The following is a 21372-nucleotide window of genomic DNA, read 5'->3' on the forward strand; positions in this document are numbered from 1 at the left end:
CCGTCAAGGCAAACCGCCAGAACAGTGTACCGCCGGTACGCGGTCGCCGCGCCGGCCCGGGCCGCCCGCTAGAGATCACGCAGGAACTGCACCACGAGCAGGCCGGCCAGGAGCCACAGCAGGCCGCGCAGCCAGTGACGGTAGGCTTCGGCGGAGAACCGGTCGCTCAGCCACATGCCGGCACGCAACCCGGCCAGCGCGAACACCCCGAGCGGCAGCGACACGAGCAGCAGCGCCGGAGTCAGCGCGCCCAGCGCGGCAAACGTCACCGCCTGGGTGGACTTGCCGAGCAGGAACGCCAGGTTGATCGCCTGCACCACCACCAGCGCTGGCACCCGCATCTCGAGGAAGTAGACCATCAGTGCCGGACCACCGACGTTCACGGTACCGCCCAGCAGCCCGCCGAGCAGCCCCGCCCCGGCGCCACTGGCGCGCGGATAGCGGCGAATTCCGTTCCAGTCGACCTGCGTCAGGCGGTCCCCGAGCAGATACAGCACGATCACCAGCGCCAGCAGCAGGCGGAACGGATTCGGATCGAGCGCGACCAGGATCAGGGTGCCCACGGCCGACCCCGCCAGCATCCATACTGCCACGAACCAGAAACGCCCGATGCTGGCCCCCAGATTGCCGCCCCGCAGCATGCTCCACAGGTTCACCGCAATATTCGGCGCCAGCGTCAGCAGGATTGCGGTCTGAACATCGGTCAGCAGCGCCAGCACTGGCGTGGCCACCATCGGGAATCCGAGACCGAAGGTGCCGTGAACCGCACCGGCGAAGGCGACGACCAGCAGCGCAACCAGGATCTCGTTCAGCGAATAGGCGTCCAACGCATCGGGGTCAACGAAGCGACAAGGGATGGGACATCATACTGCCTGCGCGGCCGTAGGGGTCCGACGCACACCTCAGCCACTGTGGCGCAGTCCGCCGGCCGGTTGCACGAGCAGCCCGGCCGAGCACCGTGGCCCCGTTCGGAGTCAGGCCCTGCTATCCTTGCTCGCATGCGCGGACTCGTACCTCCTGATCCCGAAGGCGGCGTCTCGACCCCCAGCTACGCGGTGGTCTTCATGCCCGGTCGCACCCGCAAGCGGTTCCCGGCCGGCTGTGTGCGCGTGCTGGAATCCCGCGAGCAGGCCCTGGCCGAAGCGGATGCCGCCCAACGGCAGTTCGCGGCCATCGTCCTCGGGCCGTCGAAGTCCTCCGAGGGCCAGTACCTCTACTACCTGCTCGAGTGGCTGGACGAAGACGCTCCGGCCTGATGATCACCCGCCTGGGCCAGCCCCCGACCACGCAAGACGCGTGCGACGGTCAGCGTGCAGGCCACCATCCTCCATTGCGGCGCCCGGGGTTACACAGGAGCGCCTGGTTCTTCCTGGCACCGCAGGTGGATGACCGCTGCGCGGTTCCACCCTGATACGGACTGCATCGCAACCATTTGTCCCAGAAACTCTTTTTCGGGTGCCGATATTGGCCAGTTCCGGAGATTCCCCGTTCTTCGACGCAATCCATGGATCTACGGGGTGTCCGACAAGCCTCGTGCCCGGGCGCGATGGGCCGTGAGCCGATTGCGCACCGACTTCTCCAGTTCCAGCACTGCGAACACCAGGACCCCCACCCCCAGAATGATCAAGCCCTCGCGCAGTGCCATCGGACGGCTGTCGAAGAAGAACTGCATGAACGGGGCGTAAGTGAAGATCAGCTGCAGCGTGGACACGACGACTACCGCGATCAGCACCGCCTTGGTGCCAATGATCCCGGTCACGGTCAGCGTGCGCGTGCGCAGCGAGCGCACGCTGAACAGGTAGAAGACCTCCATCACCACCAGCGTGTTGACCGCGTGGGTGCGGGCCATCTCCACGCTGAAGCCTTGCCCGATGGACCAGGTGTACATCCCGAATATGCCGACCAGGAAGAGCAGGGACACGAACACGATGCGCCAGACCACGAACGCGGACAGGATCGGCTCGCCGGGCGGTCGCGGGGGCCGCTGCATGATGTCCTTCTCGGCCGGCTCGAAGGCCAGAGCCATCGCCAGACCGACCGAGCTGACCATGTTGACCCACAGCACCTGAAGCGGCGTGATCGGCAGCGCCAGACCCAGCATGATCGCCGCGATGATCGACCCCGACTCGCCGCCGTTGATCGGCAACAGGAAGGTGATGGCTTTCTTCAGGTTATCGTAGACGGTCCGTCCCTCGCGGACCGCGTTCGCGATCGAGGCGAAGTTGTCGTCGGCCAGCACCATCTCCGCCGCCTCCTTCGCGGTTTCGGTACCGTTGTTGCCCATCGCCACGCCCACGTCGGCCTGTTTCAGCGCCGGTGCGTCATTGACCCCGTCCCCGGTCATCGCGACCACCAGTCCGTGCGACTGCAATGCGCGCACCAGCCGCAGCTTGTGTTCGGGCGTGGTGCGCGCGAACACGTCGACCTCGGGCACCGTCTTGCGCAATGCCTCGTCGCTGAGTGTGTCGAGTTCGCGGCCGGTCAGCACCTTATCCGGGCGTGCCAGGCCCAGCTGCCGGCCGATCGCCTGCGCGGTACCGGCATGGTCTCCGGTGATCATCTTGACATTGATGCCCGCCGACTGGCATTCGGCCACTGCGCTGATGGCCTCATCACGCGGCGGGTCGATCAGTCCAAACAGCCCCAGCAGCCGGAAATCCTCGCCAATCCCATCGAAGCGCAGTTCCCGCTGACCCTCGTCGGCCGGGCGGTAGGCCACTGCCAGCACCCGTTCCCCTTTCGCGGCGAGTTCGTCGACACGGCGCATCCAGGCATCTCGATCGAGCGTCGTGCATTCGTCGGCCGCATGCACCGAGGCGCACATCTCCAGCACCTTTTCCGGTGCGCCCTTTACATAGACATGCGCATGGCCCTCGTGATCATGATTCAGGGTGGCCATGAACTGGTGTTCGGACTCGAACGGGATCACGTCGATCCGTGGCCACGCCTTGTGTTCGAACTCGGCGTCGAGTGCCGCCTTGTACCCCACCGTCAGCAGCGCGCCTTCCATCGGGTCGCCGTCCACGGTCCATTCGCCCCCGTTCTCGCGCAGGGTCGCGTCGTTGCAGAGGATCATCGCCCGTAGTGCGAATTCAAGCGCCGGGTCGCTGTCGGGTTCGAGTTCACGCCCCTCGTGCTCGAACCCCCCACGGGGTGCATACCCGACCCCGGTGACCTCGTAGGTTCTCTCGCCGACCGCGACTGAGCGCACCGTCATCTCGTTGCGGGTGAGGGTACCGGTCTTGTCGGAACAGATGATCGACACCGAGCCCAGCGTCTCGACCGCAGGCAGGCGGCGGATGATCGCGTTGCGCGAGGCCATGCGCTGCACCCCGATCGCCAGCGTCACGGTCAGGATCGCGGGCAGCCCCTCGGGGATCGCCGCCACCGCCAGCGCGACCGAGGCCATGAAACTGTCCACCGCGCCGAAATCGCGAAGCACGAACGCGAAGAAGAACACCAATGCCGCGAAACCGATGATCGCGACCGTCAGCCAGCGGGCGAACACGTTCATCGCCCGCAGTAGCGGCGTGGTCAGCGGCTCCACCTCGGCGAGCATGGTGCTGATGCGCCCGATCTCGGTCTCTACACCGGTTGCAACCACCAGCCCGGTACCCCGCCCGCTGGTGACCAGCGTGCTCGAGTAGGCCATGCTGAAACGATCCCCGAGAGCGGTGTCCTCGTCGACCGGGTCGACCCGTTTCTCCACGGGCACCGACTCTCCTGTAAGGGCGGCTTCCTGCACCTGCAGCCCCTTGACGCGAAGCAAGCGCACGTCAGCTGGGACCTTGTCCCCCGCCTCCAGCAGTACCCGGTCACCCGGTACCAGGTCCTCGGCCGGGATCGTGATACGGTGCCCGCCGCGGATCACCGAGGCCTGGGGTGAAAGCATTTCGCGGATTGCCTCCAGTGCCTTCTCCGCCTTGCCCTCCTGGATGAAGCCGATGATGGAGTTGACCAGCACCACGGCCAGGATCACGCCGGTGTCGACCCAGTGCTGCATCATAGCGGTCACGAAGGCCGCACCGAGGAGCACGTAGATCAGCAGGTTGTTGAACTGGGCAAGGAACCGGCGCAGCGGGCCGCGCACCTGGGGCGGCGGCAATTTGTTCTGGCCGTAACGCTCACGCCGGCGCTTGACTTCACCCTCGTCGAGCCCGTCCTCGCCGCTTTCGAGGCGCCGTTCTACCTCATCCGGGCTCAGGTGATGCCACGGATCCGAGTTCCCGCCCGCTTCCGGCCTGCGCTCTGTCATGATCATCCTCTTGGGAAGGCTTTTTCATTCCAATTCCGGGCCGCAGTACTGCCCGGGAACCACACCCGGCCGTTGGCCTCACGGACAAACGAAGCGTTCGGCTCAGTTGGATTCCTGCAGCCGTTCGAAATAGGTGCGGATACGCCGCGCGTTGGTGCCCGCATCGCTGCGCCCGACTCGCGACACCGAGCGCACATCGACACGGGTGGTCGCGCCATCCGGAGTGACCCGGATCACGACGTCGTCCTTGAAACCGTACCAGAAGGTGGTGGCCACTGCCTCGATGCGCCCTTCCCGCGGGTCGACTGCGACGATGTCCCAGCCCATGGTCTGCGCCGCATCCAGCGCCTGCTCCAACACGCGTTCCGGTGGGGCCTCGAGAACCAAGGTCCGGATATCGGGATAGGCCTGGCGCTGCTGTTGCGCCACGGTCTCGCCGGGATATGCGGCGGGATTCGGCGCAGTTGCGCGCAGTTCGAGGATCGCCTCGAAACGCGGGGGATCGGCAGTATCGGTCGTGATGTCGTGGATCGGTGGGACTTCCCGCGCACGCTCCAGCGCCTGCCAAGGGATATAGACGCTCCCCAGCGCCAGTACCAGGGCCGCTGCCCGCCACCCCACGTCGCGCCGCCTGAGCCGGGGCGCCAGCGTAAAAACGACGACCAATGCCAATGCCGCGAGGCCCAGGTGGACGGACCAGCGCATCAACAGGAAGCCGGTGGAGAACTCCCAGAGGCTCAGCCGGGTACCCGGGCCCGAAACGAGGAGCAACAGCGCTGCCAGCAGCGCGATCAGGAACGCGACCCGGGCACCTGTCATCAACGCCCCCAGGTGGGGACGGACTCCGGGACCACCACCCGACGGTACCACTGCGTGGCCACGATCCCGGTGGCGTCAGCAGCAAGCGCGGGACTGGGCCGGCAGACAGCGGGAAGCCCGAACACCCGTGTCAGCGCAGTGGCGGATAGACGGGCTGGTAGGCGGGGCCCTCGGGCTGACGTCCCTCCCACTGTCTTCGCTCGAGCTCCTCGATCCGTTTCTCGAGTTCGCGGATGCGCTGCTGCGCGGCATCGTCGGCTGCCCAGGGATCACGGTACTCGCCCGGCAGACCCATGCCCGGATCCCCGTAGAGACCCGGGTAGCCGTAGCCGGGGTCGATTCCGCGGTATTCCTCCGGCAGACCCATCGGCGGAGTGCCATAGCCGTAGGGTGCTGCGCCCTCCATCGGCAGGCCCGGCTGCCCATAGGGTTGTTGGTAGCCGTGCGGTTGACCGTAGGGTTGACCATAGGGGTGCCCATAGTAACCCGGTGCGCCGTAGGGGTGGCCGTAGCCATAGTCCCGGTCGTGGTCCTGACCGCCGAACCAGCGGCCCGGACTCATCACGTCGCCGAAGTTGATCGCCTGCGCAGGCGCCATCACGGCCATGCCGAGAATCGCAAGGACCAGCATCCCGCTGCGCCTGAATGTTCTGTTGTCCATCACCTGTCTCCAAGGGTGTGTGGGGACCCGGGGAGGCAAGCAGCCGCCACGAGCCCGGGAGCCGAGACGGTTCCCAACCTACTCGTAGCACCCGCGGGTGTTGGGGTCAATCATCGTGCACTCGCCCTGACACCCGAAGCGGCGGCAGGAACCATCGGGATTCGACAGGATCTTCGCCGTGCACCCGCCGGAACCGGTCCCACCGGGCAAAGGAACGCCCGCTGCCAGCCGGTGGCCGCGGGGATTCAGCGCCGAATCAGATCAAGGAATTCCTCGCGAGTGCGCTGATCCTCGCGGAACGCGCCGAGCATCACCGAAGTGGCCATCGACGAATTCTGCTTCTCGACCCCGCGCATGGTCATGCACATGTGCTTGGCATCGATCACCACCCCGACACCGCGGGCGTTGGTCACCTTCATCAGCGCCTCGGCGACCTGCCGGGTCAGGTTCTCCTGGATCTGCAGGCGGGCCGCGAACATGTCCACGATGCGGGCGATCTTCGACAGGCCAATCACCCGGCCATTCGGCAGGTAGGCGACGTGCGCCTTGCCGATGATCGGCAGTACGTGATGCTCGCACAGCGAATAGAGCTCGATGTCCTTCAGCAGCACCATCTCGTCGTTCTCGGAGGTGAACAGCGCGTTGTTCACGATTTCATCGAGATTCTGGTGGTACCCACGGGTCAGGTATTTCATCGCCTTCACCGCGCGAGCGGGTGTATCCAGCAACCCCTCGCGCTCGACATCTTCGCCCAACCCCCGAAGGAGCTGCCGATAGTGCTCGGAAAGGGTCTCCACGCTGGCCAGCGGAACGGTCATCGGCTCGGTCTCGTTTTGCTCGATCTTAATCGGTCGGGTTACGGCAGTCATCACAATCTCCTTGTCGACGCCAGGTATGGGCGGCAGACATCAGGGCAATACCAGGCTGGCAATCGCGCCAGATGATAGGGAAAGCATCGCCCCCAGGGTCAAATACCCTCGCAGCGCGATGTATCCGGGAGCCGGCGCGTGCCGAATCAGGCTCACGCGATCGACGATGAACACCAGCGCTAACTCTCATGGCACACGCGGCCACCCCTGAGGATGAAAGTGGCGTAGGGCGGAAAAGGCCGAAGGCCGTCATCCGCCAGCCGGCGCCCGGGGTGCCGCGGGCGTCTGGGCACTGCGAACGCCATGTGGCGGATGACGCTGCGAGACTGTGAAAGTATTCGCCCCGAGTCTCGGTTCGGGGGTGGGGGCTTGGTAGAATTGGCGCACGCTGTGATGCCCCCCCCACGTGCATGGGGCGATTGAGGAAAGCCGATGCTGAGCGAGCCTGAGTCTGCACCACCGGAAGCGTTGACCCTGTGGCCGTCCCCGGAGGACGGTGGACCCCCGGCGGCGGCCGGTCCGGAGCCGCGCCCGCCGTTGCCCCGGTCGCGGCGGTACAAGGAAGGGCCGTCGGGAGAGCAGCCGCTGCTGCTGCCGGCGTGCGTGGACGACTACGTGGCGGCGAACCATCCGGTGCGGGCGATCGCGGCCTACGTGGAGATGCTGGACCTGGAGCGGTTGGGCTTTCGGCATGCCGGGGGTGCGCTCACGGTGGGGCAGCCGGCGTACGCGCCCGGCGATCTGCTGAAGTTGTATCTCTATGGCTATCAGGAGCGGGTGCATTCCAGCCGGCGTCTGGAGGCCGAGTGCCGCCGCAACCTCGAGGTGATGTGGTTGCTGAACGGGCTGCGCCCAAACTATCACACGATCGCTGATTTTCGTAAGAACAACGCCGCGGCACTGAAGGCGGCGAACCGGGAGTTTGTGCTGCTGTGCCGGGAGCTGGGGCTGATCAGCGGGACCCGGGTGGGGGTGGACGGGAGCTTCTTCCACGGCAATGCGAGTGCCGCCAGCGTCAAGACCAAGAAGCAGTTGGAAGCGGAGCTGGCCGCACTGGAACAGGACATCGACGGCTACTTGGCAGCGCTGGAGCGAGGGGACGCCGACGCAGCGGCGGCCGAAGCGACAACGGTCAGCGCGCAGCAGCTTGCGGATCTGCAGGCGCGCGCGCAGCGCCGGCGAGAGCAACTCGAGGAGTTGGCCCGGACCGGCGAGACCCAGATCTCGCGGACCGATCCGGACGCCCGGCGCCTGAGCAAGAACGGGCAGAAAGTGACCGGCTACAACGTGCAGAGCGTGGTCGATGACCAGCACCACCTGATCCTGACCCACGAGGTCACCAACGCCGGAAACGACCTGGGCCAACTGGTGCCGATGGCGGAACAGGCCCGGCAGATGCTGCTCGATGGGCAGACCACGGAAGCCGCACAGCCGCTCGAGGTGTTGGCGGATGCCGGTTATTTCACCGAGTCCGACATCGCGGCCTGCGCGTCGCGGGGCATCGTGCCGTATGTGCCGGTTCCGGAGAAGACCGGTGCGGCCGAGCGGGCCGGCCGTCTGAGCGCCCGGGAGTTTGTCTACGACGCCGAGCAGGACCGGTACCGCTGTCCGGGTGGGGAAGCCCTGCATCCGTACGGCCAGCCGGATACCCGTAACGGCGTGAACTACCGGCGCTATCGCAGCCGCGCGTCGGTCTGCCAGTCCTGTCCTCTGAAGGCGCAGTGCCTGCCGCCGGCCGGCAAGCGTCGGGAGATTCTCCGCTCCGAGCACGCCGAGGCGGTGGAGCGGCATCGGGAACGGATGGCGGCGGCGCCGCAGGTGATGCGCCAGCGCGCGGCGCTCTGCGAACACCCGTTCGGAACCCTGAAGCGCTGGCTGGGGTGGGACCACTTCCTGGTACGGGGGTTTGACAAGGTGCGCGGTGAGATGGCGATGATCGTGCACAGTTACAACTTCCGCCGCGTGCTCAGCATCCTGGGGGTTGCGGCCTTCATCGCCTACTGCCAGGCGCGGGGCGTTGCGCGCGGCTTTCTTGCGGCTTGGTACGGGCTCCTCGAGCGCCTCTGCCAGCCGTTCTGGGGTCGCGATGACCCGTGGCCCATGGCCGGGACCGTTAGCGGCTCGCACCGTCCACGCGCGGCTCCGTTCGTCCCAGTGCGTTTCACGCCTGCTCCCTAGCATCGGTGCCCATTCTTTCACGGTCTCTGCGCTTTTCCGCCCTACGGGTCGCCAGGGACACGAGACAGGCCGTGACTTTCACGCTAACTGTCATGCCGCCGGGCGCGCGGCACCCCCGATGATGAAAGATAATGGGCGTGCTGTCGCGTCGGGCTGAGGTCGCGATAATTCTTGATGGCGCCTGACCGCGCACGCTAACTCGACCCGCTGCCCTTCACTCGTACCCCGGATTGCCTGGCATGGCCTGGAAGGGTCATGGACAGCGCACGCTAAAAAGAGCCGTCGAGTCCCGACAGGCCGTTGAAGGACGGCGCCCTTGGCGACAGCACATCGTGAAGGATAGTGCGTTTGCCCGAGGAGGTCAGCATGGACATTACCCCGATTCACCGGCGCGTTGTCGGTCTGGATGTGCACCAGAGCAAGATCACGGCCTGTGCGCTGATCGAGCAGCCCGATGGCAGTGTGGCGGTGGAGCACCGGGAGTTTGGTGGTTTCAAGCGCGATCGGCGGGCGTTGGCCGAGTGGGTTCGCGGGTTTGACCCCGAGGTCGTGGTGATGGAGAGCACTGGGATCTACTGGAAGAGCCCCTATGCGGCCCTTGAGCGTGTGGGCGTCATGGCCTGGGTGGTCAATGCCCGTCACGCCCGAAACGTGCCTGGCCGCAAGACCGACCTCTCCGATGCCCAGTGGCTGGCCACGCTGGCCCGTGCCGGTCTGCTGCGGGCTTCGTTCATTCCTCCGGCCGAGATCCGCCATCTGCGCCTGATCGCCCGGCAGCGCCAGAAGCTGGTCGGGATGCTGGCCGCGGAGAAGAACCGGCTGCACAAGGTGCTGACCGATGCCGGGATTCGCCTGAACGTGCTGGTCTCCGACGTACACGGCGCGTCGGCACGGGCCATGATCAAGGCCCTGCTCGCCGATGCCCCCATGCACGCAATCCTCGACCTCGCCGGCCGCCTGCGGGCTTCCCGCGAAGAACTGTTCGAAGCCCTGCAACCGGAGGAACTGAGCACCAGGCACCGCTTCGTGCTCAACGAGGTTCTGGCGCACATCGAGTACCTCGAGGCCATGATCGCCCGCTTCGAACAGGAACTGCTTGCGGGTCTGGCCCCCTGGGAGCCGCAGGTGTGCCTGCTGGAAACCGTGCCCGGCATCGACCGCATTGGCGCCGCCATGCTGCTCGTCGAAATCGGTACCGACATGGCGAGCTTCGGCAGCGCCGAACGCCTCGCGTCCTGGGTCGGCATCTGCCCCGGCAACCACGAGAGCGCCGGCAAACGCAAAAGCGGACGCACGCGCAAGGGCAACGCCTGGGTCCGTCGCCTGCTGTGCGAGTTCGCGCAAGCCGCCTCCGCACCCGCTGTGCGCTCAAGGACAAGTTTTCGGCCTTGTCCATCCGCAAGGGACACAAGCGCTCCATCGTGGCCCTGGCGCACAAGCTCCTGCGCATCGTCTACGCCATGCTCAATCATGCGACCCCCTACCAGGACCGCACCGTCGATTACGAGGCTCTCGTCGTGCAGCGCAACGCGCCGCGCTGGCTGAAGATGCTGGAAAAGCACGGCTATCTCACCGCCACCTGAGCCGCCACACAGGCTCTTCGAGTCCCGCAAGCAGGCATTTGCGCACCGGCATGCGTCACGCCAGAATCTCGCTCGCCCCAACGTCAGGTTCTTTCACGCTAACTACCATGGCCAGCGGCCACCCTGCAGGATGAAAAAGCGAGCCACGGATGAACACGGATAGGGTTTCAACCAATAAACATCCGTGTTCATCCGTGTTCATCCGTGGCAACGAACGCCTTTCGGCCCTTGTCCGTGCCTTCCGTGTGCTTCCGTGGCCGTATTTTCACGCTATCAATGTTTGCGTAAGTGCCCGCAGGGTGGTGCGTCATAGGATGATCGATCGCGCCCGCACAATACTCTTCGCAATCAGTAACTTGGAATCCGATCAAGCGATCATTCAAACTGCGCGAACTTTCGCAAAGATTAATAACAGCCTATGTCACGCAGCAGTGCCTCCCAGGCACGGTGTTCACGCCGTGGCTCGAACCGCGGCCGGCACGCGGCGCAGGCCCGTTCCAGCATTTGGAGGAACTGCTTGTCCGACTCCGCGCGCAGCAACAGTGCGCGCAGCGCCCCGGTGTCGGCCACCGGGTAGTAGCCGGGATAATCGTCTCCCAGCAGCCCGACAGACCCGGCGATGCGCGAAGCGATCACCGGCAGGCCTGCCATCACCGCTTCCGAGATCACGTTCGCCCCGCCCTCCATGCGCGAGGGCAACACCAGCAGCTGGGACCGGGCGAACACCCGCCGCAGGCGATGGTGCGGCACCTCCCCGTGCCAGCGGTAGCGCGGGTTGGCGGCCATCTCGGCACGGGCCGCATCGGCCCAGTCGGGGCTGTGTGCGCCGCCGTAATGGTCGACGCGCAGGCGGCTGGCGGTGGGCAGCCCGCGCAGCGCCAGGGCCGGGCGCAGCGGATCCTTCTCCTCGCGCAGGTGCCCGGCCACGCAGACGCGAAACCCACGCCGGTACGGATCGCGCGGCAGTCCGGGCGGAGCCGATTGGAAAATGACCCGCAGCTTGCCGATCTGCTCGGGCGGCAGCACGTCCCCGATCCGGTCGTGCAGCCCGACCAGGCGGTCGGCCAACTCCAGCGAGCGCAGCGTCGGCTCCGGGTGGCTGTGGATGAAGCGGTAGGCGTCGGTCCCGGTCAGGGCCACCACCAGCGGGCGCGAGGGATGCCGATCGGCGAAACCCGCGATCGAATCCGCGCTGCGCCATGCGTGCAGGGCCACCATCAGGTCCGCCGCCTCCCCCCGGTAGGTTCGCGCGACCCGCACGCGGTGCCCAAGCCCTCGCAGGATCCGGGCCCAGCGTGCCGCGGTCGTCCAGTTCCCTCCCCGGGACGGCGACGGAGACGGCGTGATCAAGTGTATTCGCATCTGGGACGTATGATGCGCGATATTTCGGCGTACCGGAACGTGCGCGCCGACTCTACAATGCTGGCCATCGGCAGCGATACCCCGTAGGTTGTGCCGACGCAGGAAACACGACAGCAACCCCTGGGGCCGTGCCCAAGCGTCGCGCCCTTCGACCGAACCCCACGAGATATGCCATGGACCTGCCCGACCCACAGCAACTGATCGCGCAGATCAAAGACGCCCGGGCCCGGACGCTGACGCTGATCCGCGGCCTGGACGACCGGCAGCTGATGGGCCCGCGACTGCCGGTCGTGAACCCCCTGCGGTGGGAAATCGGCCATGCCGCCTATTTTCACGAGTATTGGGTGCTGCGCCACCACTTCGGAGAGGCTCCCGCGCGGCCGGACGTCGACCGGCTGTTCGATTCGATCAGCATTGCGCACGACAGCCGCTGGGATCTGCCGTTGCCCACACTCGATGACACCCTCGCCTACATGGACGACGTGCAGCGGAGGGTCTGTACCCACCTCGAGCAGGGCGGCGCGGCGCCCCGGCGCGACTACCTGGTGCAGTACGCGGTGTTCCACGAGGACATGCACACCGAGGCTTTCACCTACACCCGCCAGACGTTGGCCTACCCGCCACCGGAGATCGGACGCCCGCGCGATCGCGCGTGGACCGCCGGGGGACTCGCCGGCGACGCCGAGATACCGGGCGGGCTGTTCCAGCTCGGCGCATCCCCGGACGGCGCGTTCGCGTTCGACAACGAGAAATGGGCGCACCCGATGGAGGTGGCGCCGTTCCGCATTGCCCGCGCGGCGGTCAGCAATGCCGAGTTCGCCGCCTTCGTCGAGGATGGCGGATACCGCAGGCGCGAGTACTGGGACGAGGACGGCTGGCGCTGGCGCGAGGCGACGGGCCTCGAGCATCCGGTCTACTGGCGGCCAGGCAGCGACGGTTGGGAACGGCGACGCTTCGACCGCTGGGAGCCGCTGCCCCCCGATGCCGCGGTGATCCACGTCAGCTGGTACGAAGCGAGGGCCTGGTGCCGCTGGGCGGGCCGGCGGCTGCCGACGGAACTCGAGTGGGAGGTCGCGGCTGCCGGCGAACCGGCTGCAAACGGCACGCAGCTGGCTCCGGTGAAGCGGCGGTACCCTTGGGGCGAGGCGGCACCCGATCCTTCGAGAGCGAACCTGGACGGCGGCGCGCTGGATACGCTCGACGTGGGCGCGCTGCCTGCTGGCGACAGCGCCTTCGGTTGTCGCCAGATGCTCGGAAACGCCTGGGAATGGACCGACACCGTGTTCGCGCCCTACCCCGGCTTCACCCCGGATATGTACCAGGACTATTCGCAGCCGCTGTTCGGCCAGACCCGGGTGCTGCGCGGAGGCGCGTGGGCGACCCGATCGAGGCTGATCCGCAATACCTGGCGCAACTACTATGGTCCGGAGCGCAACGACGTGTTCGCCGGGTTCCGGACCTGTGCGGCCGATCGCTGACCGTTCCGCGAAACCGTCCCGTCCTGCCGCGAACGAGGAGAACCGCCAGGTGCCGACGCCACGGATCCAGTATCACGACCTCCATCCCACGCCCGCCGATCTCGCCGCCGAGGTGCTGGCCGGGCTGCGGCAGAAACCGCGCTGCATTCCGCCGAAGTTCTTCTACGACGCCGAGGGTTCGCGCCTGTTCGACGCAATCACCCGGCTGCCCGAGTATTACCCGACCCGGACCGAGATGGGCATCCTGCAAACCCATGCCCCCGAGATCGCCGCGCGCGTCGGGACCGGCGCACTGCTGGTCGAGCCTGGCGGGGCCACTCCAGCGAAAGCCCGCCTGCTGTTCGATGGGCTGCAGCCCTGCGCCTACGTGCCGATGGACATCTCCCGGGATCATCTGTGGGTCGCGGCCGAGCAGGTCGCGGCCGAGTATCCCTGGCTCGAGGTCCACGCGGCGTGTACCGACTTCACGCGCCTGCTCGAGCTGCCGCCGAACACCCCTCCCGGGGTCCGGGTCGCGTTTTTCCCGGGCTCGAGCATCGGCAACTTCAACCCCGACGACGCGGTTGCGTTTCTGACCACCGTCGCCGAACTGGTGGGCCCGGGCGGATACCTGCTGATCGGCGTCGACCTGAAGAAGGATCCGGAGCGGCTCGAGGCCGCCTACGACGACGCCGACGGCGTGACCGCGGCATTCAACCTGAACCTGCTGCGACGGATCAACCGGGAACTCGGGGCAGACTTCGACCTGCAGGCCTGGCGACACCAGGTTCGTTACAACGCGGAACACGGACGCGTCGAGATGCACCTGGCCAGCGTCCGGCCGCAGGCCGTGCAGCTGGCCGGGGAGCGCTTCGAGTTCGACGCCGGCGAGACCATTCACACCGAGAATTCCTACAAGTATCACGTCGACGAGTTCCAGGCGCTGGCTCGCCGGGCCGGGTTCTGGCCCGACGCGGTCTGGCTCGATCCCGACGCGCTGTTCAGCGTGCAACTCCTCGCGGTGGAGGGTTCCTGATGCAGACTTCGTCCGCCCCCGTCGCGAAGGATCTGGTGCTCGTCGGCGGTGGCCACTCGCATGTCGCGGTGCTGCGCCGCTTCGGCATGCGGCCGCTGCCCGGCCTGCGCCTGACGCTGATCACTCGGGACATCCACACGCCCTATTCCGGCATGCTCCCGGGCTACGTCGCCGGCCACTACGACTTCGACGAGTGCCACATCGACCTCGGGCCGCTGGCCCGCTTCGCCGGCGCCCGGCTCTACCACGGCGAGGTGGAAGCGCTGGACCTGGAACAGCGCAGCGTCCGGGTCGCCGGTCGGCCTCCGGTCGCCTTCGACCTGCTGTCGATCAACACGGGCTCCCGGCCGGGCACGATGCAGGTGCCCGGCGCCGCGGAACACACGCTGCCGGTGAAGCCGATCGATCGGTTCCTCGAAGGCTGGGAGCGCCTGATCGATCGTGTCGCCGCGAGCCAGGGCCGGTTCCGCGTTGCGGTGGTCGGTGGTGGCGCAGGCGGCGTCGAGCTTGCCCTCGCGACCCGGTACCGGCTGCGCCGCCTACTGGCCGAGCACGGCGACGACCCGAACCGCCTGGAATACCTGCTGCTGACCCAGGGCCCCGAGATCCTGCCGACGCACAGCCCGGGCGTGCGCCGCCGTTTCCAGCGGGTGCTCGGCGAGCGCGGCATCCGCGTGCTCACCGGGCACACCGTGGTCGAGGTCCGCGAGGGAACGGTGCGGGCGGACGGTCGACCGGAGGTGAACGCCGACGCGGTGCTGTGGGTGACCTCGGCCTCTGCGCCGGCCTGGCCGCGCGAGTCCGGGCTGGCGGTCGACGCGGCCGGCTTCATCCGGGTCGACGATCGGCTGCAGTCGCTGTCGCACCCCGGCGTGTTCGCCGCCGGCGATGTCGCCGCGCTGCCCGATCCCCGCCCGAAGTCGGGCGTCTTCGCGGTCCGTCAGGGGCCGGTCCTGACCGACAACCTGCGCCGTGCCGCCACCGGACGGCCGCTGCGTCCCTACCGCGCGCAGCGTCGTTTCCTCGGGCTGATCAGCACCGGCGACCGTTACGCGGTAGCGTCGCGCGGCGCCTGGTCGATGGAAGGGGCGTGGCTCTGGCGACTGAAGGACCGGATCGACCGTCGCTTCATGGAGCGATATAACAACCTTCCACAAATGGATGAAACAAAAGGCCCTGAACTGGCCTCGGGTGTCGCGGACGAACAGGCCATCCGGGAACTCTCGACGCTGGCGATGCGCTGCGGCGGCTGTGGGGCGAAAGTCGGCAGCACCGTGCTGACCCGGGTGATGCAGCGCCTGCCGGTGACCCGTCGAGACGACGTCGTCCTCGGCATCGACGCACCGGACGACGCAACCGTACTCTCGGTGCCGGAGGGTCGGTTGCTGGTGCAGAGTGTCGACTACTTCCGGGCGTTCATCGACGACAGCTACACCTTCGGCCGGATTGCGGCCAACCACGCCCTCGGCGACCTGTTCGCGATGGGCGCCGAGGCGCAGTCGGCGCTGGCGATCGCAACCGTGCCCTACGGGCGCGAACGCGTGGTCGAGGAGGCGCTGTACGAACTGCTGGCCGGCGCACTGGCGGTGCTCGAACCGGCCGGAGCGGTCCTTGCCGGCGGGCATTCCAGCGAGGGCGCAGAACTCGCCTTCGGCCTGACGGTGAACGGACTGGTCGACCCGGATGCGATCTGGCGCAAGGGCGGACTGCAGGCCGGCGACGCGTTGGTGCTGACGAAACCGCTGGGCACCGGCACGCTGTTCGCGGCCGACATGCGCGGCAAGGCCAAGGGCCGCTGGATCAGCGATGCGATCGCGTCGATGTGCGTCAGCAACCAGCAGGCGGGAGACTGCCTGCGGCGCTTCGGCGCCACCGCCTGCACCGACGTGACCGGGTTCGGGCTGCTTGGTCACCTGCTGGAGATGACCCGCGCCTCCAACGTCGACGCGGTGCTGGAGGTCGGCGCTGTGCCGCTGCTGGACGGGGCCGGCGAGACCGTGGCCGCCGGCATCGTGTCGTCGCTCCAGCCGCAGAACCTGCGCCTGCGGCGCGGCGTCGCCGACCTGGAACGGGCGGCGAAGCACCCGCATTTTCCGCTGCTGTTCGACCCGCAGACCGCCGGCGGCCTGCTCGCCGGCGTGCCGGCCGAGCGCGCTGCCGCCTGTGTCGACGAACTGCGCCGCCTGGGCTACCCGGCCGCCGCGGTGATCGGCGCCATCGAGGCGCGCGGCTCGGTCGCCGAACCGGTGCGCATCGCGCTCTGAACGACCATGGTTCGTCCTCCCGGTCCACTGCCGAGACGCGGCGCGCTCAGCAACCGTAACGGGCAGCTGTCGCTGATCTAGGACGCAGCCCAGTCGCGGAAGCCGGTGTGCGTCCGGCTCGGGAGTTCAGTCCACGACGCGGGCGACCACGCCGTCGGCCACGAGCACCCGGCGCAGTTTGCCGTTGGCATAGAGCAGTTCCAGACCCGCCCCGGACCGGGCGGCGTTTCGATTCACGCGGTTGGGGCTGCCCCAGGCGATCACCGCGTACTCCCAGGGATCCCCGACCCGGAAAGCCCCGTTCAGCACGCGGTCGACCTCGCGCTCGCTGAGCTGCAGGCGTTCCATCAGCGCGGGCTTGTTGCGCTCGCGCCAGGCCAGCGCCCGCTGATACAGCTCGGTCGTATAGGCCGGCCCGAGCCGCTGCTCCATCAGTGGCGACGTTACCGGCCCCCGACCCAGCACCGCGGGATGCACCGCGCCGCTGCGCGTTGCGGGTCGCGACGTCAGCGTGTGCAAAAAGGCCTGCGCGCGGGCATAGTTCTCGACCGCATTCTCCGGGGGACACCGGGTCGTCGATCTGACTCCAGATGCGCTCGACCATCGCTCGCTCCAGCTCGTTGACCCGCTCGAATTCGAACGGCGACGGCCCCGGATCGGGCGGCATCGGCTTCGCACAGGCAAAGGACGCAGCGACCAACAGCACAACGGCGACGACTCGGTGCACGATCAACGATCTCCTTCCAGCGGGGAAGCGGAATGCGGGCCGGGTACCGGGCGTCGGACGCCAAGCACCCTGGAGCGAGTCTAGACGCATACCGGCGCGCGGAAATGCGACCTGCGGCACATTGCGCCGCAATCATCGGCCGACCCGACCCGGGAACGCGGCTCAGCCCCCCGCCGGAATCCGCCTCACCGCGCGTTCCGCTCGCGCAGGATCCCGAGCGCGTTCACGAACCGGAACGCATGAATTTCCCGCGCGACCGCATCGAAATCGGCACCAAGCCCGGCCCGCAGCTCGGTTTCCTGACGCTCAAGCAGCTCCAGCGCCGCAGTGTCGGCCGCCTCCAGCAGCACTGCGAGTTCATCGACCGACGCCCGCGCGCGGTGTTCGGGAACGGACGTTCCCTGCTCGAGCGCCCCGGTTTCCTGGATCTTCGTAGTCTCGTCCAGCGCGCCCGCAAGATCCGCAAGGACGTGGCTCAGCGATTCGATCTCGGCGCGCAGCGCTTCAGGCGCGGCAGGGGCGTAATCGAGCGCACGCTCGATGCGCCCGCAGGCATCGGACACGGACTTCGCTCCCAGGGTGGCCGCCGCCCCTTTGAGACCGTGGACGATCGCACGCGCGTCTTGCCTGCGTTCATCGGCAACGGCCGCGGCGGCCTGCCTGGCGTCGTCCGCGTGGCGCTCGACCAGTTTGCGAAGCAGCGCGAGATACTTCGCCGCGTCGCCGCCGAGTGCCGCGACGCCCCGCACAGCATCGAGCCAGGGGAGCCGCTCGCTCAGCTGCTCGAGCACCGGCCCGGCCGCGGGTTCGGCGTCTGGTTTCCCGGCACGCGGTTCCCAACTCTTCCCGACCGTGCCCGCGCCATGCGACGTCGGCGGGCGCCGTTCCAGCCAGTCGAGCAACGTGGCATAGAGATCCTCCGGATCGACCGGCTTGGGGAGGAAGCCGTCCATCCCGGCCTGCTCGCAGGCCTTGCGATCCTCCTCAAAGGCGTTCGCGGTCATCGCGAGGATCGGTTGCCTCTCCCAGCCCGGCAGCGCGCGGATCAGCCGCGCCGCTTCCAGGCCATCCATCTGCGGCATCTGCAAGTCCATCAACACGAGGTCGTACACCTGCTCCTGTGCCTTGTGCACCGCCTCGCGCCCGTCGTCCGCGGTGTCGACCGCGAACCCGACCGCGTGCAACAGCTCGAGCGCGACCTCCCGGTTGATCGGGTTGTCCTCGGCCAGCAGCACGCGCGCGCCCGCGTACCGGGCGCGCAGGTCGGCATCGGCATCGGCACGAACGGCGTGTCTCACCTCCGGTACCGCACCGCGCCCGCGCTGCAGGCGCACGGTGAACCAGAAGCGGCTGCCGGTTCCCGGCTCGCTGTCGGCACCGACTTCGCCTCCCATCATCTCGGCCAGACGGCGCACGATGGACAGCCCGAGACCGGTACCGCCCCGTGCGCGATCCCCCGCGTTCGCGACCTGCGCGAAGTCCTCGTGGAAAAGACGTTGCAACTCGCCTTCCGGCACCCCGATGCCGGTGTCGACGACCTCGAAACGCACCTGCAGGCCCTGTTCGTTCTCCTCGAGCAATTCGGCACGCAGCGTGATCGAGCCCGCGTCGGTGAACTTGACCGCATTACCGGCGTAGTTCAACAACGCCTGGCGCAGCCGGGTCGGATCGCCCCGCAGCCAGACCGGCACGGCATCGGGGTCGATTTCGATCGCAAGGCCCTTCTCCCGGGCCGGATCGCCGATGATCGACGCCACGTTGTCCAGGATTGCCGATAGGTGGAAGTCGGTCGTTTCGAGTTCCAACCGGCCGGCCTCGATCTTCGACAGGTCGAGGATGTCGTTGATGATCGACAACAGATGGCGGCCCGCGTTGTCGATCCGATCCAGCCGGGCAACCTGTTCAGGGCGCACCCCATCGCGGCGCAGCAGGTGCGTGAGGCCGACGATCGCGTTCAATGGCGTGCGGATCTCGTGGCTCATGTTGGCCAGAAACGCGCTTTTGGCACGATTCGCGGCCTCGGCCTGCTCGCGCGCGTCGCGAAGCTCCGCGGTGCGCCGCTCGACCATTTCCTCCAGGTGATGGCGGTGGCGGTCGAGTTCTCGGGCGACGCGTTTCTTCTCGGTGATGTCCTCCTTCACCGCCACGTAATGGGTGATGCGCCCATCCGGCTGGCGTAACGGTGCGACGATCGCGAACTCGGTGTACTCGCTGCCGTCCTTGCGCTGGTTCACGAACTCGCCCTTCCAGACCTCGCCGCGGGTCACGGTGGACCACAGCGCCTCGTAGGTCGACTCCGGCGTCTTGCCCGAATGCAGGATGCGCGGATTCTCGCCGACCACTTCGTCGCGCCGGTACCCGGTCACGCGCTCGAAGGCTTCGTTCACGTATTCGATCTCGGCATCGAGGTTTGCGATCACGATGCTGTCCGGGCTCTGCTCGACCGCCTGCGCCAGCTTGCGCAGCTGCTGCTCGGATTCCTTCAAGGATGTGACATCCATCACCACCCCGTCCCAGATCAACCGGCCGTCGGGGGCACGGGTCGGTCGGGTGCGGTTGCGCAGCCAGCGCACCCGACCGTCGGCAACGCGGAATCTTATCTCGCAGCTCATGTCGCTCAGCGTTTCGCGGCTGTGGTCCTGCGCGGCCTGCCACTGCAGCCGGTCCTCGGGCAGCATCTGCCGCAGGATCTGCTGGGCGTCCTCGAGGGCCGATTCGATCGTAACGCCGTGCACCGATTCGAAGTTCGCACTCAGAAACAGGAATCGGGGTCGGTCCCCGTCGAACGTGTAGCGGTAGATATAACTGTCGGGGAGGTTGTCGCTGATCGCGCGCAGCCGCGCCTCGCTTTCGCGCAATACGTCCTGCACGACCTGCGCGACCGCCATTCGGCGCCGCTGCAGCGACAGGTACAGCGCGGACGCCAGGACGAAGTAGAACAGGAGCCCGGCCACGACCACCCAGACCAGATTCGCGGCCACCGAGGCCCAGTGCGCGCTGCGGTCCATGCTGGCCAGCAAGTGCCAGTCGGTGTTTGCGATCGCGCGCCCGGCACCGAACGCCGGCTCGCCGCGGTGACCGATTCCTTCAACCCAGGCGGGACGCTCCACCGGTTCGCGGGCAAGCTGGACCGCCAATACGGTGTCGTCGGCCAATGGAATCCGCCGAAGCGGAACACCCGGATCCTCGTCAGTGACAGCCAGCAACACGACCGCGTCGCCGTCCCGGCGTACCAGTACCACGTTGCCCCGGATGTTCGGGAGCGGCCATTCGAGCAGGCCCTTCGGGAGGTAGTCGGCGCCCCCGGTGTGCAGCACCACGATCGGCGAATCCGGCCCCTCGACCGGCAGCGTCGCAATGAAGTCCAGGTGCAATTCACCGGTCCGATCGAGGTACGGGCCGACGAAGCCGGTCTGGCCCGACCGGGCAACTTCCAGGATCCGCTCCGATACCCGATCCGGCGGCGCGAAATCGGTAGCGTCCGAGTCCTGTTCCCACAGCAGATCGCCATCCGGGGCCAGCAGGCGCACGGATGTGAACCGCCCGGCCTCCGCAAACGGGGTCAGACGCAGGAACAACCGGTCGCGGGCGGCCTCGTCACCCTCCTCCTGCCAGTTCCGGTACAGATTCGCCTGCGGGAAGCTCGTTGCGTGCAGGCCGGCACTGAGCAGGCGCTCGGTCAGCCAGGCCTCCAGTTGCTGCGCCTTCAGCTCGGCCACGGTACCGGCATCCTGGCGCAGGCGCTCTGTCTGCTCGTGATAGAGGTGCAACACGATGCCCGCAGTCACCGCCAGGGTCACCAGCGCTGCCAGCACCAACGGCAGCCGCAGATCCCGATCGGGCAGCCGCACCCGCCCCAGCGCCGGCGACGCGGCACGCGGACGGGACAACAACAGGAACAGCAGCACCGCGGTCACCGCGACGAACAGCCAGCCCTTCAGCGTCGCCGCCAGCGCGTCCTCCCCTGGCGCGCCCAGCCAGATCGCCAGCACCTGGTCCGACAGCAGGATCCACAGGCCCGCGCCCACCGCATAGATCAGCGCGATGCGCAGCGCCCACCAGGGGTCGCCGGGGGTGTCCCTCGGCGGCAGGCGTGCGTCCGCTACCTGAGGATCGCTGCGCGGCTCCGCCTGATTCGAGCTGGGCTCGGGCGCAGCCATC

The 21372-nt window shown here is 67.6% G+C and carries 13 protein-coding genes and 1 pseudogene; 6 read left to right on the forward strand and 8 right to left on the reverse strand.

Annotated features, from left to right (window positions below; translation table 11 throughout):
* Positions 1-68 precede the first annotated feature (68 nt).
* Positions 69-827 carry a sulfite exporter TauE/SafE family protein gene (locus TVNIR_RS11310; RefSeq protein ID WP_015259161.1) on the reverse strand — a complete coding sequence of 253 codons (759 nt, stop codon included), beginning with the start codon at positions 825-827 and terminating at the stop codon, positions 69-71.
* Positions 828-1064: 237 nt separating this feature from the next.
* Between TVNIR_RS11310 and TVNIR_RS11315 the strand changes: the two genes are divergently transcribed.
* Positions 1065-1256, forward strand: a complete 192-nt coding sequence (locus TVNIR_RS11315; protein ID WP_237251631.1) for a hypothetical protein — start codon at positions 1065-1067, stop codon at positions 1254-1256.
* A gap of 254 nt (positions 1257-1510) precedes the next feature.
* On the opposite strand, the gene TVNIR_RS11320 is transcribed toward TVNIR_RS11315, so the two are convergent.
* From TVNIR_RS11320 to folE, 4 genes are all read right to left on the reverse strand, one after another.
* Entirely contained in the window at positions 1511-4261 is a 2751-nt protein-coding gene (locus tag TVNIR_RS11320) for a cation-transporting P-type ATPase (RefSeq protein ID WP_015259163.1), read from the reverse strand.
* 96 nt (positions 4262-4357) lie between these two features.
* Positions 4358-5074 (reverse strand): DUF1499 domain-containing protein, encoded by a 717-nt coding sequence (locus tag TVNIR_RS11325; RefSeq protein ID WP_015259164.1) that lies wholly within the window; start codon positions 5072-5074, stop codon positions 4358-4360.
* Positions 5075-5204: 130 nt separating this feature from the next.
* Complete coding sequence (locus TVNIR_RS11330; protein WP_015259165.1) at positions 5205-5735, reverse strand: hypothetical protein; 531 nt, start codon at positions 5733-5735, stop codon at positions 5205-5207.
* A gap of 245 nt (positions 5736-5980) precedes the next feature.
* Positions 5981-6553, reverse strand: a complete 573-nt coding sequence (folE, locus tag TVNIR_RS11335) for a GTP cyclohydrolase I FolE (protein WP_418081358.1) — start codon at positions 6551-6553, stop codon at positions 5981-5983.
* Between the two features lie 483 nt (positions 6554-7036).
* Here folE and TVNIR_RS11340 point away from each other — a divergent pair, with 483 nt between their 5' ends.
* A complete protein-coding gene (locus TVNIR_RS11340) occupies positions 7037-8782 on the forward strand; it encodes an IS1182 family transposase (protein WP_015259169.1) in 1746 nt (581 codons plus the stop codon).
* 366 nt (positions 8783-9148) lie between these two features.
* Positions 9149-10365: pseudogene (locus tag TVNIR_RS11345) on the forward strand (IS110 family RNA-guided transposase).
* Positions 10366-10770: 405 nt separating this feature from the next.
* Here the strand turns inward: TVNIR_RS11345 and senB are convergent.
* Complete coding sequence (gene senB, locus TVNIR_RS11350) at positions 10771-11727, reverse strand: selenoneine biosynthesis selenosugar synthase SenB (RefSeq protein WP_015259171.1); 957 nt, start codon at positions 11725-11727, stop codon at positions 10771-10773.
* A gap of 173 nt (positions 11728-11900) precedes the next feature.
* Here senB and senA point away from each other — a divergent pair, with 173 nt between their 5' ends.
* Genes senA through selD form a run of 3 tightly spaced genes read left to right on the forward strand, consistent with a single transcriptional unit; the run spans position 11901 to position 16484 of the window.
* Positions 11901-13205, forward strand: a complete 1305-nt coding sequence (senA, locus tag TVNIR_RS11355) for a selenoneine synthase SenA (protein WP_015259172.1) — start codon at positions 11901-11903, stop codon at positions 13203-13205.
* Positions 13206-13254: 49 nt separating this feature from the next.
* Entirely contained in the window at positions 13255-14220 is a 966-nt protein-coding gene (gene egtD, locus TVNIR_RS11360; protein WP_015259174.1) for an L-histidine N(alpha)-methyltransferase, read from the forward strand.
* On the forward strand, positions 14220-16484 hold the full coding sequence (gene selD, locus TVNIR_RS11365) for a selenide, water dikinase SelD (RefSeq protein WP_015259175.1): 2265 nt from the start codon (positions 14220-14222) through the stop codon (positions 16482-16484). Before egtD ends, selD begins: the two co-directional genes overlap by 1 nt.
* Before the next feature lie 126 nt (positions 16485-16610).
* Here the strand turns inward: selD and TVNIR_RS11370 are convergent, their stop codons facing one another.
* Positions 16611-17003 carry a hypothetical protein gene (locus TVNIR_RS11370; protein ID WP_157092268.1) on the reverse strand — a complete coding sequence of 131 codons (393 nt, stop codon included), beginning with the start codon at positions 17001-17003 and terminating at the stop codon, positions 16611-16613.
* A gap of 393 nt (positions 17004-17396) precedes the next feature.
* Positions 17397-21371 (reverse strand): PAS domain S-box protein, encoded by a 3975-nt coding sequence (locus TVNIR_RS11375; RefSeq protein WP_015259177.1) that lies wholly within the window; start codon positions 21369-21371, stop codon positions 17397-17399.
* Position 21372 lies beyond the last annotated feature (1 nt).

Origin of the sequence: Thioalkalivibrio nitratireducens DSM 14787 (genome assembly GCF_000321415.2) — a bacterium.
Classification (GTDB): domain Bacteria; phylum Pseudomonadota; class Gammaproteobacteria; order Ectothiorhodospirales; family Ectothiorhodospiraceae; genus Thioalkalivibrio; species Thioalkalivibrio nitratireducens.